The 17,416-nt window shown below is 65.7% G+C and carries 12 protein-coding genes and 2 pseudogenes; 5 read left to right on the top strand and 9 right to left on the bottom strand.

The window, feature by feature from the left end:
* The first annotated feature begins 44 nt into the window (after positions 1-44).
* Together ftsZ and lpxC are read left to right on the top strand one after the other, a co-directional pair.
* Complete coding sequence (ftsZ, locus tag IB225_RS06395; protein WP_062357732.1) at positions 45-1,271, top strand: cell division protein FtsZ; 1,227 nt, start codon at positions 45-47, stop codon at positions 1,269-1,271.
* A gap of 336 nt (positions 1,272-1,607) precedes the next feature.
* Entirely contained in the window at positions 1,608-2,522 is a 915-nt protein-coding gene (lpxC, locus tag IB225_RS06390; RefSeq protein ID WP_192310354.1) for a UDP-3-O-acyl-N-acetylglucosamine deacetylase, read from the top strand.
* A 201-nt stretch (positions 2,523-2,723) separates the two neighbouring features.
* Here the strand turns inward: lpxC and IB225_RS06385 are convergent, their stop codons facing one another.
* Positions 2,724-3,191: a DUF721 domain-containing protein gene (locus IB225_RS06385; protein WP_192310353.1), complete on the bottom strand. Its 468-nt coding sequence runs from the start codon at positions 3,189-3,191 to the stop codon at positions 2,724-2,726.
* Between the two features lie 8 nt (positions 3,192-3,199).
* Between IB225_RS06385 and IB225_RS06380 the strand changes: the two genes are divergently transcribed.
* The 3 genes from IB225_RS06380 to IB225_RS06370 all read left to right on the top strand — a co-directional run bounded on the left by IB225_RS06380 (position 3,200) and on the right by IB225_RS06370 (position 8,138).
* Entirely contained in the window at positions 3,200-4,150 is a 951-nt protein-coding gene (locus IB225_RS06380; protein WP_192310352.1) for a M23 family metallopeptidase, read from the top strand.
* 169 nt (positions 4,151-4,319) lie between these two features.
* On the top strand, positions 4,320-7,073 hold the full coding sequence (gene secA / locus IB225_RS06375; protein ID WP_192310351.1) for a preprotein translocase subunit SecA: 2,754 nt from the start codon (positions 4,320-4,322) through the stop codon (positions 7,071-7,073).
* A 117-nt stretch (positions 7,074-7,190) separates the two neighbouring features.
* The gene (locus IB225_RS06370) at positions 7,191-8,138 is read left to right on the top strand and encodes a Nudix family hydrolase (RefSeq protein ID WP_192310350.1); all 948 of its coding nucleotides are present in this window, start codon (positions 7,191-7,193) and stop codon (positions 8,136-8,138) included.
* Between the two features lie 3 nt (positions 8,139-8,141).
* Here IB225_RS06370 and coaE read toward each other — a convergent pair whose 3' ends face one another.
* The 8 genes and pseudogenes from coaE to IB225_RS06330 all read right to left on the bottom strand — a co-directional run bounded on the left by coaE (position 8,142) and on the right by IB225_RS06330 (position 17,413).
* Positions 8,142-8,765 (bottom strand): dephospho-CoA kinase, encoded by a 624-nt coding sequence (gene coaE / locus IB225_RS06365; protein ID WP_192310349.1) that lies wholly within the window; start codon positions 8,763-8,765, stop codon positions 8,142-8,144.
* Positions 8,766-8,807: 42 nt separating this feature from the next.
* Positions 8,808-9,674: an A24 family peptidase gene (locus tag IB225_RS06360; RefSeq protein WP_192310348.1), complete on the bottom strand. Its 867-nt coding sequence runs from the start codon at positions 9,672-9,674 to the stop codon at positions 8,808-8,810.
* A gap of 3 nt (positions 9,675-9,677) precedes the next feature.
* Entirely contained in the window at positions 9,678-10,943 is a 1,266-nt protein-coding gene (locus IB225_RS06355) for a type II secretion system F family protein (protein WP_192310347.1), read from the bottom strand.
* Positions 10,944-11,131: 188 nt separating this feature from the next.
* A complete protein-coding gene (gene pilB / locus IB225_RS06350; RefSeq protein WP_192310346.1) occupies positions 11,132-12,865 on the bottom strand; it encodes a type IV-A pilus assembly ATPase PilB in 1,734 nt (577 codons plus the stop codon).
* A gap of 333 nt (positions 12,866-13,198) precedes the next feature.
* Positions 13,199-13,312, bottom strand: a pseudogene (locus IB225_RS20355) (prepilin-type N-terminal cleavage/methylation domain-containing protein); the annotation flags it as partial.
* A gap of 453 nt (positions 13,313-13,765) precedes the next feature.
* Positions 13,766-13,858: pseudogene (locus IB225_RS20350) on the bottom strand (prepilin-type N-terminal cleavage/methylation domain-containing protein); the annotation flags it as partial.
* A 429-nt stretch (positions 13,859-14,287) separates the two neighbouring features.
* Positions 14,288-15,691 (bottom strand): sigma-54 dependent transcriptional regulator, encoded by a 1,404-nt coding sequence (locus IB225_RS06335; protein ID WP_192310343.1) that lies wholly within the window; start codon positions 15,689-15,691, stop codon positions 14,288-14,290.
* Positions 15,692-15,790: 99 nt separating this feature from the next.
* Positions 15,791-17,413, bottom strand: coding sequence for an ATP-binding protein (locus IB225_RS06330; RefSeq protein WP_192310342.1), 1,623 nt, complete (start codon positions 17,411-17,413; stop codon positions 15,791-15,793).
* Between the last annotated feature and the right edge of the window lie 3 nt (positions 17,414-17,416).

Below are 17,416 nucleotides of genomic sequence, written 5' to 3'. Positions count from 1 at the left end.
CGTTCCACCCAGCACCACATAACTAAATAAACGAGGACAAGGACATGGCACATTTCGAACTGGTTGAAAAGATGGCCCCGAATGCGGTGATCAAGGTCGTGGGCGTGGGCGGCGGCGGCGGCAACGCCGTGGCGCACATGGTCAACGGCAGCGTGGACGGCGTGGAGTTCATCACCGCCAACACCGATTCGCAGGCGATCAAGAACTGCGGCGCCAAGCTGCAGCTGCAGTTGGGCAGCAACGTCACCAAGGGCCTGGGCGCAGGCGCGAATCCGGAAGTGGGCCGCCAGGCCGCGCTGGAAGACCGCGAGCGCATCATCGACGCGCTGGACGGCGCCGACATGGTGTTCATCACCGCCGGCATGGGCGGCGGCACCGGCACCGGCGCCGCGCCGGTCGTGGCGCAGCTGGCCAAGGAAATGGGCATCCTGACCGTCGCCGTGGTCACCAAGCCGTTCCCGTTCGAAGGCCGTCGCCGCATGCAGGTCGCGCTGAAGGGCATCGAGGAACTGAGCCACCACTGCGACTCGCTGATCACCATCCCCAACGAGAAGCTGATCACCGTGCTCGGCCGCAACGCGACGATGATCCAGGCCTTCCGCGCCGCCAACGACGTGCTGCTGGGTGCCGTGCAGGGCATCGCCGACCTGATCGTTCGCCCGGGCCTGATCAACGTCGACTTTGCTGACGTGCGCACCGTGATGAGCGAGATGGGTCTGGCCATGATGGGCACCGGCTCGGCACGCGGCGACGACCGCGCGCAGGCCGCCGCCGAGGCCGCGATCCAGAACCCGCTGCTGGACGACGTCAACCTCAACGGCGCCAACGGCATCCTGGTCAACATCACCGCCGGTCCGGACTTCACCATGGCCGAGTTCGACGAAGTGGGCCGCACGATCGAAGGCTTCGCTTCGGAAGATGCGACCGTGGTCGTCGGTACCGTGCTGGACCCGGACATGCAGGACGAAGTGCGCGTGACCGTGGTGGCCACCGGCCTGAACCGCAACGCTGCCCGCCAGCCGGTCGGCCGTGGCGGCGACCTGCGCGAGCCGATGCGCGCGCCGATCAAGCTGGTCCGCGACGCCACCACCGGCATGCCGATCGACGACGGCTTCTCGATGGACCCGATCAGCGCCGCCACCAGCGGCCTGGGCCTGCGTCGTGGTTCGGCGTCGCCCGCGCCGTCGGCCCCGGCCTCCGCGCCGGTCTCGGCGGAACTGCCGTCCGACTACCTGGATATCCCGGCGTTCCTGCGCCGCCAGGCGGACTGATGTGTCGTACCCCTTCCCCTGCGTGCGGGGGAAGGAGGGGATGGGTGTCGCGCCACGTCGCCTGACGTCGACAAAGCAACGACAGGTCGACGTCAAGCTTCGATGCGCGCCCACCCCCGACCCTCTCCCGTCAACAGGGGAGGGCGCAGATAGCGGTACCGTTCCATCGCCATGTCCCTTCGCTGCCGGACCTTCGCCGGTCCGGCAGCCCTTTCCCGACGGCCTAGCAGACCGTTGTTGCAGGGGTGGGACAGACCGGTTCTTCCGTTAAGATTCAGTGGTCTGCGTGATATTCTCGCTGCCCGCTCAGGTCCCCCCCACCTGCGATTTCCTCCCATGGCCCAGCAACGCACCCTCAAGAACGTGATCCGCGCGACGGGCGTGGGGCTGCATAGCGGCGAAAAGGTCTACATGACCCTGCGCCCGGCCCCGGTGGATACCGGCATCGTGTTCCGCCGCATCGACCTGGCGCCGGTGGTGGAGATTCCCGCCAGCGCGGAACTCGTCACCGAGACCACGCTGTGCACAGGCCTGACCTGCGAAGGCGCCAAGGTGCAGACCGTCGAGCACCTGATGTCGGCCATGGCCGGCCTGGGCGTCGACAACGCCTACGTGGAACTGTCCTCCGCCGAACTGCCGATCATGGATGGCTCCGCCGGTCCGTTCGTGTTCCTGATCCAGTCCGCCGGCATCGCCGAGCAGGACGCGCCCAAGCGCTTCATCCGCATTACCCGCACGGTGGAAGTCACCGACGGCGACAAGGTGGCGCGCTTCGAGCCTTACGACGGTTTCAAGCTGGGCTTCACCGTCAAGTTCGACCATCCGATGATCCCGGCCTCGCAGTCGCGGGCGGAGGTGGATTTCTCCACCGGCGCCTACGTCAAGGAAGTCGCACGTGCGCGCACGTTCGGTTTCATGCGCGACCTGGAGTACATGCGCGAGCGCAACCTCGGCCTCGGCGGCTCGATGGACAATGCCATCGTGCTGGACGAGTTCCGCGTGCTGAACGAGGACGGCCTGCGCTACACGGACGAATTCGTCCGCCACAAGATCCTCGATGCCATCGGCGACCTCTATCTGGCCGGCCGGCCGATCCTGGGGGCGTACGAAGGCTTCAAGTCGGGCCACGCGCTCAACAACAAGCTGGTCCGCGCCCTGCTGGCCGAGACCTCGGCGTGGGAAGAAGTGACCTTTGAAGACCGCGGGACGCCGTCGCCGGTCACCTACGCGACGCCTGCCCTCGCCATCTGAGACCCCCGTTCCGCTGGAACGGTGAACCCGCTGTCGCCCGGTTTCCCAACCCCGTCACGCGCTGGCATGGGATTGGTTACGCTTGTGCGAAAGTGTGACCTGAGTCGGATTCCGGGCTGAATCCTAACGACTTGTTAACTTCTGACTAACGCCCCGACCGGCGGTGGCCGGTACCATGCCCCGTCCTTCGTGATGGCCGGGTCAATTTTTTCGCCGCCCACGATGACCGCCCCGCGGGGTGGGGGTATCGGCGGAGTCCGGTGCCGACAGGAGGTCGAGGGCCGCTTGCAGCCCTTTGCGGGAAGCCTCCGATACGGGTACGACCGGGTCCTGCGCAGGCTTCAAAGGCGGCGCGAGGCTCGTCTTGGCGGTGACTTCGGTGACCGCCAGTCCGATGGATTGGGCCACGTTGATCAATTCGGGTGCCGCCAGGCGAAGCCGGGCGTTCCACACGGGGGAGTCGACGATAAAAACGAGCCGCTTGCCTGCCACGTTCGCCAATCGGCAATGGGGCGCCAGGGCAGGCGGAAGGCAGGGGCGAAGCTGCTGTTCCAAGGCGTCGAGCCACATGGCGCGACGCACCGGGTCGGTAGCGGCATCCGTCAGGGCGGCCTGCAAAGCAGGTTGCGCGGTGCCGGTACGGCGCGGCTTGGACTTCGAATCAGACATCGGTATCTATGAGCTTTAAGACCATCGTAAACAATTCGCGGACCTGGTGGACCCACGCGTCCGCCCATGGTGCCTACCGCATCCGCCTCGCGTTCCACGCACGTCCGCTGGCCAGTGCCGCGGTGCTGGTCGCCGCCGGCCTGTTGGTCGGCGCCGCCGGGCGCAGTGCCGCCGGCATGGGCCAGGTCTCGTTCCTGCAGGCCAAGGCCGAGCAGCGCGATGCCGAACTGGACCAGGTGCGCCGTGGCGCCCAGCAGGAAATCAATGCCATGGCCGCCCGTCTGGGCGAGCTGCAGGCGCAGGCCAACCGCCTGAATGCGCTCGGTGAGCGCCTGACCCGCGTGGGCCAGCTGCAGGACGGCGAGTTCGACTTCAACGAGCCGGTCGGCGTCGGCGGTAACGACGTCTCCTTCGACATGAAGCCCGCCGACCTGAAGGACGGCGTGGACAACCTGGAGCGGCAGTTCGCCGCCTCCGGCCGCCAGCTGTCGGTGCTGGAAGCGCTGCTGTTCAATCGCGAACTGGACAAGAACGCGACCCCGGGCCGCATGCCGATCGCCAACAGCTACATCACCTCGGGCTTCGGCGGCCGCGCCGATCCGTTCGGCGGTGGTGGACAGAACCACAAGGGCATCGACTTCAAGGCGCGCGTGGGCGACCCCGTGCTGTCGGTGGCCGATGGCGTGGTGAGCTTCGCCGGCGTGAAGGGCGGCTACGGCAACGTCATCGACGTCGATCACGGCAACGGCTACGTCACCCGCTATGCACACAACTCGCGTCTGAGCGTGCGTGCGGGCGACCTGGTCCGCGTGGGCCAGGAAGTCGCGAAGGCCGGCTCCACGGGCCGTTCGACCGGCGCGCACGTGCACTTCGAAGTGTGGGAGAACGGGCGCGTGGTCAATCCGCGCAAGTTCCTGGGCGAAGGCCCGACGCCGGTGGGCCAGGTCACGCGCGGCTGATCGCGCGGAACCAATCCGGGATGGGGTGGTCTGACGGCCGCCTTGATTCCCCGGGCGGCGCCCCAAGCTACAATACGGTGTTGCCAGACAGGGCGCCTTGCGCCCTGTTTCGTTTTGGGGCCGCACATGCTGCGCCGCCCCGGCGTTCCCTTCCTTTCCGGTTCCCTACATGATCAACAACCTGCTCACCCGTGTCTTCGGCAGCCGCAACGAGCGCCTGCTCAAGCAGCTGCACCGCACCGTCGACAAGATCAACGCGCTGGAAGCGGAGCTGCAGAAGCTCACCGACGAGCAGCTGAAGGCGAAGACGCCGGAGTTCCAGCAGCGCATCGCCGGCGGGGAGTCGCTGGACAAGATCCTTCCCGAAGCCTTCGCGGTCTGCCGCGAGGCCAGCCGCCGCGTGCTGGGCATGCGCCACTACGACGTGCAGCTGATCGGCGGCATGGTGCTGCACCTGGGCAAGATCGCCGAAATGCGCACCGGTGAAGGCAAGACGCTGGTCGCCACGCTGCCGACCTACCTCAATGCGCTGGAAGGCAAGGGCGTGCACGTCGTCACCGTGAACGACTACCTGGCCCGCCGCGACTCGGCTTGGATGGGTCGCCTGTACAACTGGCTGGGCCTGAGCGTCGGCGTGGTGTACCCGGGCATGCCGCACGGCGACAAGCAGGGCGCCTACGCCGCCGACATCACCTACGGCACCAACAACGAATTCGGCTTCGACTACCTGCGCGACAACATGGCGATGTCGCGCGCCGACCGCTTCCAGCGCGGCCTGCACTACGCCATCGTCGACGAAGTCGACTCCATCCTGATCGACGAAGCGCGCACGCCGCTGATCATCTCCGGTCCGGCCGACGAGTCGCCCGAGCTGTACATCCGCGTCAACCGCATCGTGCCCCAGCTGATCAAGCAGGAGAACGAGGAAGCCGAGGGCGACTACTGGGTCGACGAGAAGGGCAAGCAGGTGCACCTGTCCGAAGCGGGCATGGAGCACGCCGAGGAATTGCTGCTGCAGGCCGGCATCATCAGCGAGGAAGAGCCGCTGTACGGCGCCAACAACCTGTCCGTCGTGCACCACCTCAATGCGGCGCTGCGCGCGCATGCCATCTACCAGCGCGACGTGGATTACATCGTGCGCGATGGCGAGGTGGTCATCGTCGACGAATTCACCGGCCGCACGCTGGCGGGCCGTCGCTGGTCCGACGGCCTGCACCAGGCGGTCGAAGCGAAGGAAGGCGTGCCGGTCCAGCGCGAGAACCAGACGCTGGCCAGCGTGACGTTCCAGAACCTGTTCCGCATGTACAACAAGCTGTCCGGCATGACCGGTACGGCCGACACCGAAGCGTTCGAGTTCCAGAGCATCTATGGCCTGGAAGTCATCGTCATTCCGACCAACCGCCCGACCGTCCGCAAGGATTCGCCGGACCAGGTGTTCCTCAACCGCCAGGGCAAGTTCAAGGCGGTGCTGGCCGACATCCAGGAGTGCTACCAGCGTGGCCAGCCGGTGCTGGTGGGCACCACCTCGATCGAGACGTCGGAAATGCTGTCCGACTTCCTCAACAAGTCGGGCGTGCCGCACGAAGTGCTCAACGCCAAGCAGCACGAGCGCGAAGCGCACATCGTCGCGCAGGCGGGTCGTCCGGGCGCGATCACCATCGCCACCAACATGGCCGGTCGCGGTACCGACATCGTGCTGGGCGGTTCGCTGGAAGCCGAATACGAAGCGCTGGGCGAAGAAGCCGATGACGCCGCGCGCGCCGCGGTGAAGGCCGACTGGCAGCAGCGCCACGACGCCGTGAAGGCGGCCGGCGGCCTGCATATCGTCGGCACCGAGCGCCACGAATCCCGCCGTATCGACAACCAGCTGCGTGGCCGTTCCGGCCGCCAGGGTGACCCGGGTTCGTCCCGCTTCTACCTGTCGCTGGAAGACAACCTGATGCGCATCTTCGCCTCGGACTGGGTCCAGAAGGCGATGAAGCTGATCGGCATGAAGGAAGACGACGTCATCGAGGACAAGCTGGTCAGCCGGCAGATCGAGAAGGCGCAGCGCAAGGTGGAAGCGCACAACTTCGACATCCGCAAGAACCTGCTGGATTTCGACGACGTCAACAACGACCAGCGCAAGGTGATCTACGCCCAGCGCGACGAGCTGCTCGACGCCGAGTCGGTGCAGGACAACATCGACGGCATCCGCGGCGACGTGGTCGCCGAGACGGTGGCCCGCTTCGTGCCGCTGAACTCGGTGGACGAGCAGTGGGACCTGCGCGGCCTGGAAAGCGAACTGGGCGAGGAGATGGGGGCGGAAATCCCCGTGACCCGCTGGCGCGAAGAGTCCGAGGAGCTCGATGCCGAGACGATCGAGCGCCGCGTGCAGGAGGCGATGGACCAGCACTTTGCCGACAAGGAAGCGGCGATCGGTGGCGAGACCATGCGTGCACTGGAAAAGCACATCATGCTGACCGTGCTCGACAAGAACTGGAAGGAGCACCTGGCGCGCATGGACTACCTGCGCCAGGGCATCCACCTGCGCGGCTACGCGCAGAAGCAGCCGAAGCAGGAGTACAAGAAGGAAGCCTTCGAGCTGTTCTCCAGCATGCTGGAGCGGGTGAAGAGCGAAGTGGTCACGCTGTTGTCGCGCGTGCGCATCCGTAGCGAGGAAGAGGTTGCGGCATTGGAAGCGCAGGAGCGCGCGATGGCCGAGGCGCAGGCCCGGCAGATGCAGTTCCAGCACCAGGACGCCGGCGGCTATGGTGCCGACGAAGAGGCCGAGCAGGCACAGCGCCAGGCGGCGGCACAGGGCGGTTACGTGCAGTCCGGCCCGATGCCGGCGCAGCGCGAGGCGCCCAAGGTCGGCCGCAACGATCCATGCCCCTGCGGCAGCGGCAAGAAGTTCAAGCACTGCCACGGCCAGCTGGCCTGACGCTTCGCTGCGTCGCCTGATGGAAAAAGCCGCGCACTGCGCGGCTTTTTCTTTGCGCCGGGCCAAGCCTGACAAGACTATTTGCGTCTACCTGCCGGTTCCCGGCAAGCTGCCTCCATGCTCACCCCTTTGCGCTCGATCCACGTCATGGCCGCGGTCATCACCGACGCCCGCGGCCGCATCCTGCTCGCACGCCGGACGGAGGGGCGGGATCTGGCGGGCCGCTGGGAGTTTCCCGGTGGCAAGCAGGAGCCAGGCGAAAGCCCGGAGGATGCGCTGGTGCGCGAGTTGCGCGAGGAGCTCGGCATCGAGGCGAGGGTAGGCGACCACGTCATCAGCGTCCCGCAGCAGTACCCCGACAAGCGGCTGTGCCTGGAAGTGCGGCACCTGACCGGCTGGACCGGCACGCCGCGTGGGCATGAAGGGCAGGCATTGGCCTGGGTCGCCCCGGACAAGCTGATGCGGTACGACATGCCGCCGGCCGACCGCCCCGTGGTGGCGGCGCTGATGCAACCGGACCGCTATCTGGTCACCCCGGAGCCGGAAGACGCGGGCCGTTGGCTGGCTGCGCTGGAGCGGGCGCTCGCCGCCGGGATACGTCGCGTCCAGATCCGCGTCCGTAGCCTGTCGGGAGACGCTTGGCGGACACTGGCGACGCAGGCCGTCGCGCGCTGCCGGGAAGCTGGCGCCGAGGTGCTGCTCAATGGCGACATCGCGTTGGCGCAGGAGCTGCAGGTGGGTGTCCATCTGCGCGCGTCCCAACTCGGGGACCTGTCAGCCCGCCCGTTGCCGGCCGGACTTCCGGTCGCGGCGTCCTGCCATGTGGCAGCGGACCTGCGGCAGGCGGAAGCGCTGGGCTGCGATTTCGCGGTGGTCGGGAGCGTCTATCCGACCCTCAGCCATCCGGGCGGCGAGCCGCTGGGATGGCCTGGCTTTGCCGGCCTGCGCGAGGGTGTTTCGCTGCCGATCTATGCGATCGGCGGCATGACACCAGCGGATCTGCTCCAGGCGCGCCGCCATGGCGCGCAGGGGATTGCCGCGATCCGGGGTCTCTGGGAGGGTTAGGCGTCAGGCAGGCGACGTTGTCGCTGCCAGCGCCAGGTAGCGTTGGTGGAGTGCATCGGCCGCGCGCTGCAGGTGGCTGATGTCGCCGTCATTGACCACGATGTCGTCGGCCAGCGCCAGTCGGTCCGCGCGCGATGCTTGCGCTGACATCATCTTTTCCGCCAGCGCCGCGTCGATGCCGTCGCGCTGCATCAGCCGCGCCTTCTGCACGGACGTTGGCGTATCGACCACCAGGATGCGGTGCAGCCAGGGATAGTTCGTTCGGCCGCCGCCTTCGGCCAGCAGCGGGATCGTCGCGATCGCGTAAGGGCTCGTGGCGTTCTGGCAGATCTCCTGCAGGCGCGTACGGATGGCGGGATGCAGGATCGCTTCCAACGCACGACGCTCCTCTTCGTCACCGAACACCCGTTGGCGCAAGGCGGCGCGGTCGAGCTGGCCGTCCGCCAGCAGAACGGTCCGGCCGAAGCGTTCCATCACGGCCGCCAGCGCAGGGGCACCCGGTTGCACCACTTCACGTGCCAGCAGGTCGGCATCTGCGACCACGATGCCATGTGCGGCAAAGGCCCTTTCCAGCGCGCTCTTGCCCGAGGCGATGCCGCCGGTCAGTCCGATGAAGTACTCGCTCATGGGCGGATTATGGGGCAGGGCGCGCGCTGCCTTGCAGACGGACTATCTGAATCCGGCGTACTGCAGGTAGGCGTCAGCGATCTGGTTGGGACCCCAGAAGAACACGATCAGACCCGCAACCGCGAGGTAGGGCCCGAACGGAATCGGCGTGGCGCGATCGCGACCCTTGATCAGCAGCCAGGCCGAGCCGATCACCGCCCCCACCAGCGAGGAAATCAGGATGATCGGCAACACGCCGCTCAGGCCCACCCAGGCACCCAGCGCTGCCAATAGCTTGAAGTCGCCGCGGCCCATGCCTTCCTTGCCGGTGAGCTGCTTGAACAGCCACCACACCAGCCACAACGATACGTAGCCGGCGATCGCGCCCAGCAGGGCGGGCTTGGCCGGCATGTAGAGATTGTCGAGGCTGCCGATCAGGCCGAGCCACATCAACGGCAGGGTCAGCTGGTCGGGCAACAGCCGTGTACGCAGGTCGATGCCGCTCAATGCCACCAGATAGCAGCTCAGCAGTGCAGCGCCGAAGCCCTGCCAGCCGAAACCGAACCGCCAAACCGAGGCCACCGCAAGCAGGGCGGTCAGCAGCTCGACGATCGGGTACTGCGGCGAGATGGGCGCCTTGCAGTGCCGGCACTTGCCGCGCAGCGCCAGCCAGCTGAAGAGCGGGATGTTCTCGTACCAGGACAGCGCGGTCTTGCAGTGCGGGCAGTGCGAACGTTCGACCACGATGCCTGGCGGCGGCGGATCGTAGAGTTCCGGCTCCTCCAGCACTTCACGCGCGTCGCGCTTCCACTCCCACTCCAGCCGCCGCGGCAGCCGCAAGATGACCACGTTGAGGAAGCTGCCCACCAGCAGGCCGAGGCCTGCCACCACCGGGTACCCCAGTTCGGGGTGCTGATCGAGGAATGCCACGTATCAGCCGACGACCGTCGCTGCGATCTTGAAGATCGGCAAGTACATGCCGATGACCAGGCCGCCGACCAGCGTCCCGATGATCACCATGATGAAGGGCTCAAGCAGGCTGGACAGGGCATCCACTGCGTTGTTCACCTCTGACTCAAAATACTCGGCCACCTTGAACAGCATGGTATCGAGTGCACCGGCTTCCTCGCCGATGGCGGTCATCTGCACCACCATGTGCGGGAACAGCTGGGTCTGCTTCATCGCCATGTTCAGCGGGTAACCCACAGACACGTCATCGCGCATGCGCAAGACCGCTTTTTCATAGACCAGGTTGCCGGTAGCGCCAGCCACGGTTTCCAACGCCTCGACCAGCGGCACGCCTGCCTTGAAGGTAACCGCGGTCGTGCGGGCAAATCGCGCGATCGCCGAGTTGTGCATGATCTGGCCGATCACCGGTACCTTCAGGATCATGCGGTCCAGTGCGTGCTGCATCGCGGGCGAGCGTTTGTACAGAAAACTGAAGCCTAAGGCGCTGGCAATAATGATGAGCAGCAGCAGCCACCAGTAGCCGACCATGAAGCGCGAGGCATACATGATCATCTGGGTGAAGGCAGGCAGCTCGGTGCCGAAACTGGCGAAGGTCTTCTCGAACTCCGGAATCACGAACATCAGGATGACGGCCGTGACCAGAATGGCTACGGCCACCACCGCTGCCGGGTAGAACAGCGCCTTCTTGATCTTGCCCTTCAGCGCTTCGATGTTCTCCTTGTAGTTGGCGACGGTGTCCAGCACCGTCTCCAGTACGCCAGCGGACTCGCCGGCCCGCACCAGATTGCGGTACAGCTCGTCGAACTGCACAGGATGCTTGCTGATGGCCTCGTACATCGACGAGCCGCTTTCGATGTCGAAGCGGATCTGCTCGACCATCTTCTTCATGCGGATGTTCTTCTGTCCGCTCTCGATGATCTCCAGCGATGACACGATCGGCACGCCGGACTTCATCATCGTCGCCATCTGGCGACTGAAGAACGCGATGTCTTTCGGAGAGACTGGCTTACCCGCCGAGCCGAACAACGGCTTCGGCTTCACCTTCACCACGCTAGGGGTGATGCCCTGCTTGCGCAGTTCGGCGCGCAGGAAGTTGGCGTTCTTCGACTGCTGCTCGCCCTTCATCTTGACGCCGCGCTTGTCGGTGCCTTCCCAGACGAACAGGTTCAGCGGATTCTCGCGAACGGGCGCGCTTGTGGTCTTCTTCGCGGCAGAACGGGTCACGGCCATCGGTAGTCCCCTGTCCGGATTTCCCCACCCGGACTGTCAATGCCGCATGGTAGCCGGTAATCGGCCCAATGGAAGCGTCGCGCCTGTGACGGGGGCCGGGTTTCGGTGATACGGATCGATCTCAGGCGTGATGCAGGCGCCCGCGTGCTCCCGGGCGCTGCAGTACGGCGCTCAGCGGGCAACCAGCCTCAGTCCTTGGTAACGCGGTTGATCTCGGCCAGGCTGGTAACGCCATTGCGAACCTTCAGCAGCGCGGACTGGCGCAGGTCGTTGATGCCGACCTTCTGGGCCGCCTCGGCGATCTGCAAGGCATTACCGCCCTCCAGCACGATCTCCTGGATGGCCTCGTTCATCGGCATTACCTGATAGATGCCGGTACGGCCCTTGTAGCCGCTGGTGCATTCGTCGCAGCCAACCGCCTCGTAGACGGTGAAGCCGGTGGCGATCTCGGCTTCGCTGAAGCCCTCTGCCAGCAAGGCCTGGTGGGGCACCTGCTCTGGTCGCTTGCACTTCGAGCATAGGCGCCGCGCCAGGCGCTGGGCGATGATGAGCGTCACCGAACTGGTGATGTTGTACGGCGCGATGCCCATGTTCATCAGGCGGGCGATCGTCTGCGGGGCGTCGTTGGTGTGCAGCGTGGACAGCACCATGTGGCCGGTCTGCGCAGCCTTGATGGCGATCTCGGCGGTTTCCAGGTCGCGGATTTCGCCGACCATGATGATGTCCGGATCCTGGCGCAGGAAGCTGCGCAGCGCGGCGGCGAAGGTCATGCCGCGCTTGTTGTTCTGCTGAACCTGGTTAACACCCGGCAGGCGGATTTCCACGGGATCTTCCGCCGTGGAGATGTTGCGGGTCTCGTCGTTCAGGATGCCAAGCGCGGTGTACAGGCTGACCGTCTTGCCCGAGCCGGTAGGACCGGTGACCAGCACCATACCGTAGGGCTTCTGGATGGCTTCTTCGAACAGCTTCTGCTGGTTCGGCTCGTAACCCAGCTTGTCGATGCCCAGCTTGGCGGCGCTGCCGTCCAGGATACGCAGCACGACCTTCTCGCCGAACAGCGTCGGCAGCGTGCTGACGCGGAAGTCCATCTGTTTGCTCTTGGACAAGTTCAGCTTGATGCGGCCGTCCTGCGGTACGCGCTTTTCCGCGATGTCGAGTTGCGCCATGACCTTGATGCGCGCGGCGATGCGGTCTTTCAGCTTGGTCGGTGCCTTGGCCACCTGTTTCAGGATGCCGTCCACGCGCAGGCGCACGCGGTAGTCGTTCTCGTAGGGCTCGAAATGGATATCCGAGGCGCCGCGCTTGATCGCATCCACCAGCACCTTGTTGACGAACTTGACCACCGGCGTGTCGTCGCCCTTGGCGTCCACCGCGCTTTCGCTGCTGCCTTCGTCGTCGCTGGCGTCCACGTCCAGGCTGTCCAGCCCGTCATCGTCGTCGCCGAAATTGCTGGACAGCGCATTCGCGGCGTTCTGCCACTGTTCCAGAGTCCGACGCAGTTGATCCTCATCGACCAGCACGGGCTCGATGATCAGGTTGGTGTGGAACTTGATCTCGTCCAGCGCGCCGTGGCTGCGGGTCGGATCGGCCACGCCCACGAACAGCTTGTTGCCGCGCTTGAACAGCGGCAGCACCTGATGCTTTTGCAGCAGTTCCTCGCTGACCAGCTTGATCGCACTGTGCGAGGGATCGAACGCCTGCGTGTCCAGCAGGGGCATGCCGAATTCCATGGCGTTGGCGGCTGCCAGTTGCGGAGCGGTCACCAGACGCTTTTCTGCGATCCATTGCGGTAGAGGCAGTTTTGCCTCTGACGCATGGGCCATCGCGGTACGGGCAGTCGCTTCATCTAGCGCGCCATCCTGTACGAGTCGACGTGCCAGACCAGTTATGCCGACAAGGTTCGGTGCGGGGACAGCGCTCATGATAAATCTCCAGATCGGCTCGCGATCTCAATCTTATGCTTTCATCACCTTGTGCAGCGTGATTTGAAGAGCATCGTGCGGTCCAGTTGCCTGAGTGGGGCTGAACCGCAGGCCACGTTACTCCAGACGGCAGTTGCCCGTCTCCATGTCGCACAGGGTCCGGCGGAGACCGGGGTCGACGGGAGTGCCGGTTATGTCTGCGCCAATGACGGTGGCATCGTCCGCCAAGCGGCATGCGCTACGGGGAGCTTCGCCGGGCGTATCTTGGTTGTTCAAGGTGGCGAGCGCGAAATTGGCGTAGTTCTTCATCTCTGCCTGGCACGCGCCCTCCGCAGCCCGGATACGATAGTTGTTATAGGCAGGCAGCGCGATGGCCGCCAGGATGGCAATGATCGCGACGACAATCATCAGTTCGATCAGCGTGAAGCCACGTGCCGTGCGCGACATGGTGTTCCTCAGATAATGGTGTTTCCCCATCTGTAATAAGCAAGTTGTGCGCCACAAGCTGGAGGTTGGCGCCGACTTTCGGGAAATGTTCTCGATAAGTGACGATGAGCACATTATCTTCCCGGGACCTCCGAATGACGGGCAAAAAAAAGCCCCGCCTAGCGGGGCTTTTTTCTTGCGAAGCGCTTACGGCAGGGTGCAGGTCGCGCTCGAGATGTTGCAGGTGGTGACTTCGTCGCCCGGATCCTGCGGGGTGAAGGTGACTTCGGCAGTATCGTCGGCGTAGTTGGCCTCGGTGATGCTGGCTTCCTGGCCGTCATCCACGCACGCGCTGGCGGTGTATTCCGGCACGCCGTCGGGCAGGTCGGACACGAGCGCCGAGACGGCCGAGTTGATGTAGGCCTTCGCTTCGCCCAAGCAGGCGTTTTCGGCCGACTTGATGCGGTAGTTGTTGTAAGCCGGCAGCGCGATGGCGGCCAGGATGGCGATGATGGCGACGACGATCATCAGTTCGATCAGGGTGAAGCCCTGGGCGTTCTTCTTCATGGTATTTCCCCTTTCAGGATTGGCTTGATGGTTTAGGGACACAAGCCCCGTGTCCCTACATGGACCGTGGGCGCCGCGTACAACCGCTTACGACGCGTGCAGGGATGTAGAGCAGGATGCGTGCCAACTTCTGATACCCCCAGCGATTCCCCCACACTTCCCCGGAAGAAACCCTGACACCGAAGTCGGGCGGGACTATCGCATCATTTTTTTACGTTGGGTATCGGGAAGTGCGGCCAATGCCGGCCCATGTCACAGATTGGGCAATCGGGTGTTTTTAGGCGCCCCGTGCCAATCCTCTGACGCTCCATTGGTGAGGTGACCAGTCGCGTCAGAATGTGACGCTGCACGTCACCCGGGTCACTGTGCGATGCGGCGCACGCTTGCGCCGAGACTTATATATAGGTGTGGCGTAAGGCCTTGAATGGCCTACTCCATGCCCAGCTTCTTGAGCTTGTAACGCAACGCCCGGAAGGTGATGCCCAACTGCGCGGCCGCCTTGGTCTTGTTCCAGCGGTTCTCTTCCAGTGCCTTCTGGATGGCGGCTCGCTCGAGTTGCTCGATGTAGTCGGGCAGGGCGCCGCCGGCGGCAGGGTCCACGTCCACCGCGCCTGGTGCGTCGCGGACCACCTCGCCGGGGCTGAAGTCGCCGCCGAACTTCTTGCCGGCCGGGGCCTGCGGCAGGTACAGGTCGTCGATCTCGATGCTGTGGCCCTCGGACATGGCCAGCGCGCGCTCCAGGATGTTCTCCAGTTCGCGCACATTGCCCGGGAACGGGTAGCGGCCCAGCGCTTCCATCGCCTCGGGCGAGACCGAGGGCGCCATCCGGCCATGCTGGGCGGCCAGCCGCTCAAGGATGGCGCTGGTCAGCTGGGCCAGGTCGCCGGTGCGCTCGCGCAGCGGCGGCACGCGCAACTCGATGACGTTGATGCGGTAGTACAGGTCGTGGCGGAAGCGGCCGTCGGCGGCCAGTTCGCCCAGGTCCTTGTGGGTGGCCGACAGGATGCGCACGTCCACCTGCACCTCGCCGGAGGCGCCGACCGGGCGCACCGCCTTCTCCTGGATGGCGCGCAGCAGCTTGACCTGCATCGGCAGCGGCAGCTCGGCCACTTCGTCGAGGAACAGGGTGCCGCCGTTCGCTGCCTGGAAAAGCCCCTGCTTGTCCGCGTGCGCGCCCGTGAAGCTGCCTTTCTTGTGGCCGAAGAACTCGCTCTCCATCAGCTCGGCCGGGATGGCGCCGCAGTTGACCGGGATGAACGGGCCGGGTGCGCGGGCACCCTGCTCGTGGATGGTGCGGGCGACCAGCTCCTTGCCGGTGCCGGACTCGCCCATGATGTAGACCGGCGCCTGGCTGCGGGCGACCTTGCCGATGGTCTCGCGCAGGCCGTCCATCGCGGCCGAGGCGCCGAGCAGGCGGCTGGCCTGTTCCGGCGGTGGCGGCGGTGGCGGGGCGCGTTCGCTGTTGTTCAACTCCAGCGCGTGCTTCACCAGTCCACGCAGGACGGTCAGGTCCACCGGCTTGCTGACGAAGTCGAAGGCGCCCGCCTTCAGCGCTTCCACCGCCAGTTCGATGTTGCCGAATGCGGTGATCATCGCGACTGGCGTGCTGGGGTAGTTGCGCGAGATCTCGCCGACCAGGTCGATGCCGTTGCCGTCCGGCAGGCGCATGTCGGTGAAGCACAGGTCGTAGGTGTTGCGGCCCAGCAGTTCGCGGGCCTCGCCGAGGTTGGCGGCGGTGTCGATGCGCAGGCCCATGCGGCCCAGCGTCAACGTCAGCAGTTCACGGATATCGCGTTCGTCGTCGACGATCAGGGCGCTACGGCTTTGATTCATGCATCTCCCCTCGTGCCCCTGTGCGACCAGTGTATAGGCTGAATGTGAATGATGGTACGCGAGGTCTCGCCGAGGGGAAAACGCACTGCGGCCCGCCCGTCACGCCGGCAGCAGTGCGTGCGGACCGGGCAGGGTGACGCGGAAGCAACTGCCACCGCCGGGAACCGGCACGTATTCCAGCGTGGCCTGGTTGGCCCGGCACAGTTCGCGGGCGATGTAGAGCCCCAGCCCGGTGCCGTGCTCGGAGGTGGTGAAGAACGGGCGGAACAGCTGCGCCGCGACGGCTTCCGGGATGCCCGGGCCGCGGTCCATCACGTCGACGGTGGGGCGTCCTTCGGCATTGAAGACACGGACGCGGATGCGCGCGGACTCGCCCGGCAGGCGGCCGTAGTTCAACGCGTTCTGCACCAGCACCGTTACCACCTGCTGCAGGTGGCGCGGATCGACCAGGGCTGGCACCGGCTTGGCGCCGAGGATGGTTTCCAGCGTGTCGGTCTCGATGGACAGCGTCTGCTGGTAGTCGTCGACAAAGCGCCGGACGAACGTGTTGAGGTCGACATGCTCGGGCGTGGCGCGTTCGCGCCGCGCGAGGCCTAGGACGCTTTCGACGATGCCGTTGGTGCGCTGGCATTGCTGGTGGATGATCTGCAGCAGCCGGCGATCGCCGTCGTTGACCTGCTGGGATTCCTCCAGCAGCTGCACCGCATAGTTGATCGCGGCCAGCGGGTTGCGGATCTCGTGCGCAAGACTGGCCGAAAAGCGGCCCAGTGCGGCCAGGGTCAGCGACTCGGCCCGGCGCGACACCACCGTGGCGTCATCCAGGAAGATCAGCGAGGTCTCGCTGTCGGCGAGCAGGCGGGCGAAGCGCGGCTGGACTTCCGGCTGGTCGGGCGAGAACTGCATCGGCGTCTCGTCGGTCTGCCAGCCGTTGCGCCAGCGCTGCAGGCGACGGGCCAGTTCCGGCGCGGCGTGCAGCAGCGACACGCCCTTGCCGTCCGCGCCCTGGCCGTCGCCGCCATCGCCCAGCAGCAGGCTGGCGGCCTCGTTGGCCAGCTTGATGTGGTTGTCCGCATCCACCACCAGCACGCCGGTGCGCATGCGTCGGATGATCAGCTCGTTGACCTCGAACAGGTTGGCCACTTCCTCGCCGCGCTTGTCCGCCAGGGCCTGGCTGGTGCGCGCCTTCTGGCCGGCCTGGTGGGCCAGATAGGCCAGTGCCAGGTAGCTCACCGCGAACATGATGACCTCGGCGGCCGAGCGCGCGGTGCTGCCATCGTGGAACTGGGTGAACAGGTATTCCCCGAACAGGCCGGCGATGGCCAGCAGGGCCACGGCAAGCGCCATCCGGGTGCGCGGAAGCAGCAGTGCCGCGGCCGACACGTTGAACAACAGCATCATGGCCACGCCGGCGGTGGCGCCGGGCAGGGCATGGGTGATCAGCGCGGCGACCACGATGTCGGCGCAGACGCTGAAAAAGACGATCCAGACCAGCCACTGCACGCTGCGGCCGACGAAGAACAGCACCAGCGCCAGCACCAGGTAGACCACCGTGACCGCGGTGCCCAGGTCGGGATGGCGGGGTTCGCCCAGAACAGCCCCCAACGGGCTGAACATCAGCGCGGCCAGGATGCCTGCTTCCAGGACGCGGTACAGCGCGAAGAAATACAGTTCGCGGCGCGGTACCGATTCGATGCGGGACAGGAGCGACTGGGCCTGGCGCAAACG

It is taken from the genome of Pseudoxanthomonas sp. PXM02, assembly GCF_014851805.1.
GTDB lineage: Bacteria > Pseudomonadota > Gammaproteobacteria > Xanthomonadales > Xanthomonadaceae > Pseudoxanthomonas_A.
Note: the sequence above shows the minus strand (reverse complement) of the source record. Positions and strands in the feature narration are given on the sequence as shown.

Bases quoted from the DNA above. Each gene is read 5' to 3' on its own strand.
- ftsZ (WP_062357732.1), top strand. From the start codon at position 45: ATGGCACATTTCGAACTGGTTGAAAAGATGGCCCCGAATGCGGTGATC.
- lpxC (WP_192310354.1), top strand. From the start codon at position 1,608: ATGGCCCAGCAACGCACCCTCAAGAACGTGATCCGCGCGACGGGCGTG.
- IB225_RS06385 (WP_192310353.1), bottom strand. From the start codon at position 3,191: ATGTCTGATTCGAAGTCCAAGCCGCGCCGTACCGGCACCGCGCAACCT.
- IB225_RS06380 (WP_192310352.1), top strand. From the start codon at position 3,200: ATGAGCTTTAAGACCATCGTAAACAATTCGCGGACCTGGTGGACCCAC.
- secA (WP_192310351.1), top strand. From the start codon at position 4,320: ATGATCAACAACCTGCTCACCCGTGTCTTCGGCAGCCGCAACGAGCGC.
- IB225_RS06370 (WP_192310350.1), top strand. From the start codon at position 7,191: ATGCTCACCCCTTTGCGCTCGATCCACGTCATGGCCGCGGTCATCACC.
- coaE (WP_192310349.1), bottom strand. From the start codon at position 8,765: ATGAGCGAGTACTTCATCGGACTGACCGGCGGCATCGCCTCGGGCAAG.
- IB225_RS06355 (WP_192310347.1), bottom strand. From the start codon at position 10,943: ATGGCCGTGACCCGTTCTGCCGCGAAGAAGACCACAAGCGCGCCCGTT.
- pilB (WP_192310346.1), bottom strand. From the start codon at position 12,865: ATGAGCGCTGTCCCCGCACCGAACCTTGTCGGCATAACTGGTCTGGCA.
- IB225_RS06335 (WP_192310343.1), bottom strand. From the start codon at position 15,691: ATGAATCAAAGCCGTAGCGCCCTGATCGTCGACGACGAACGCGATATC.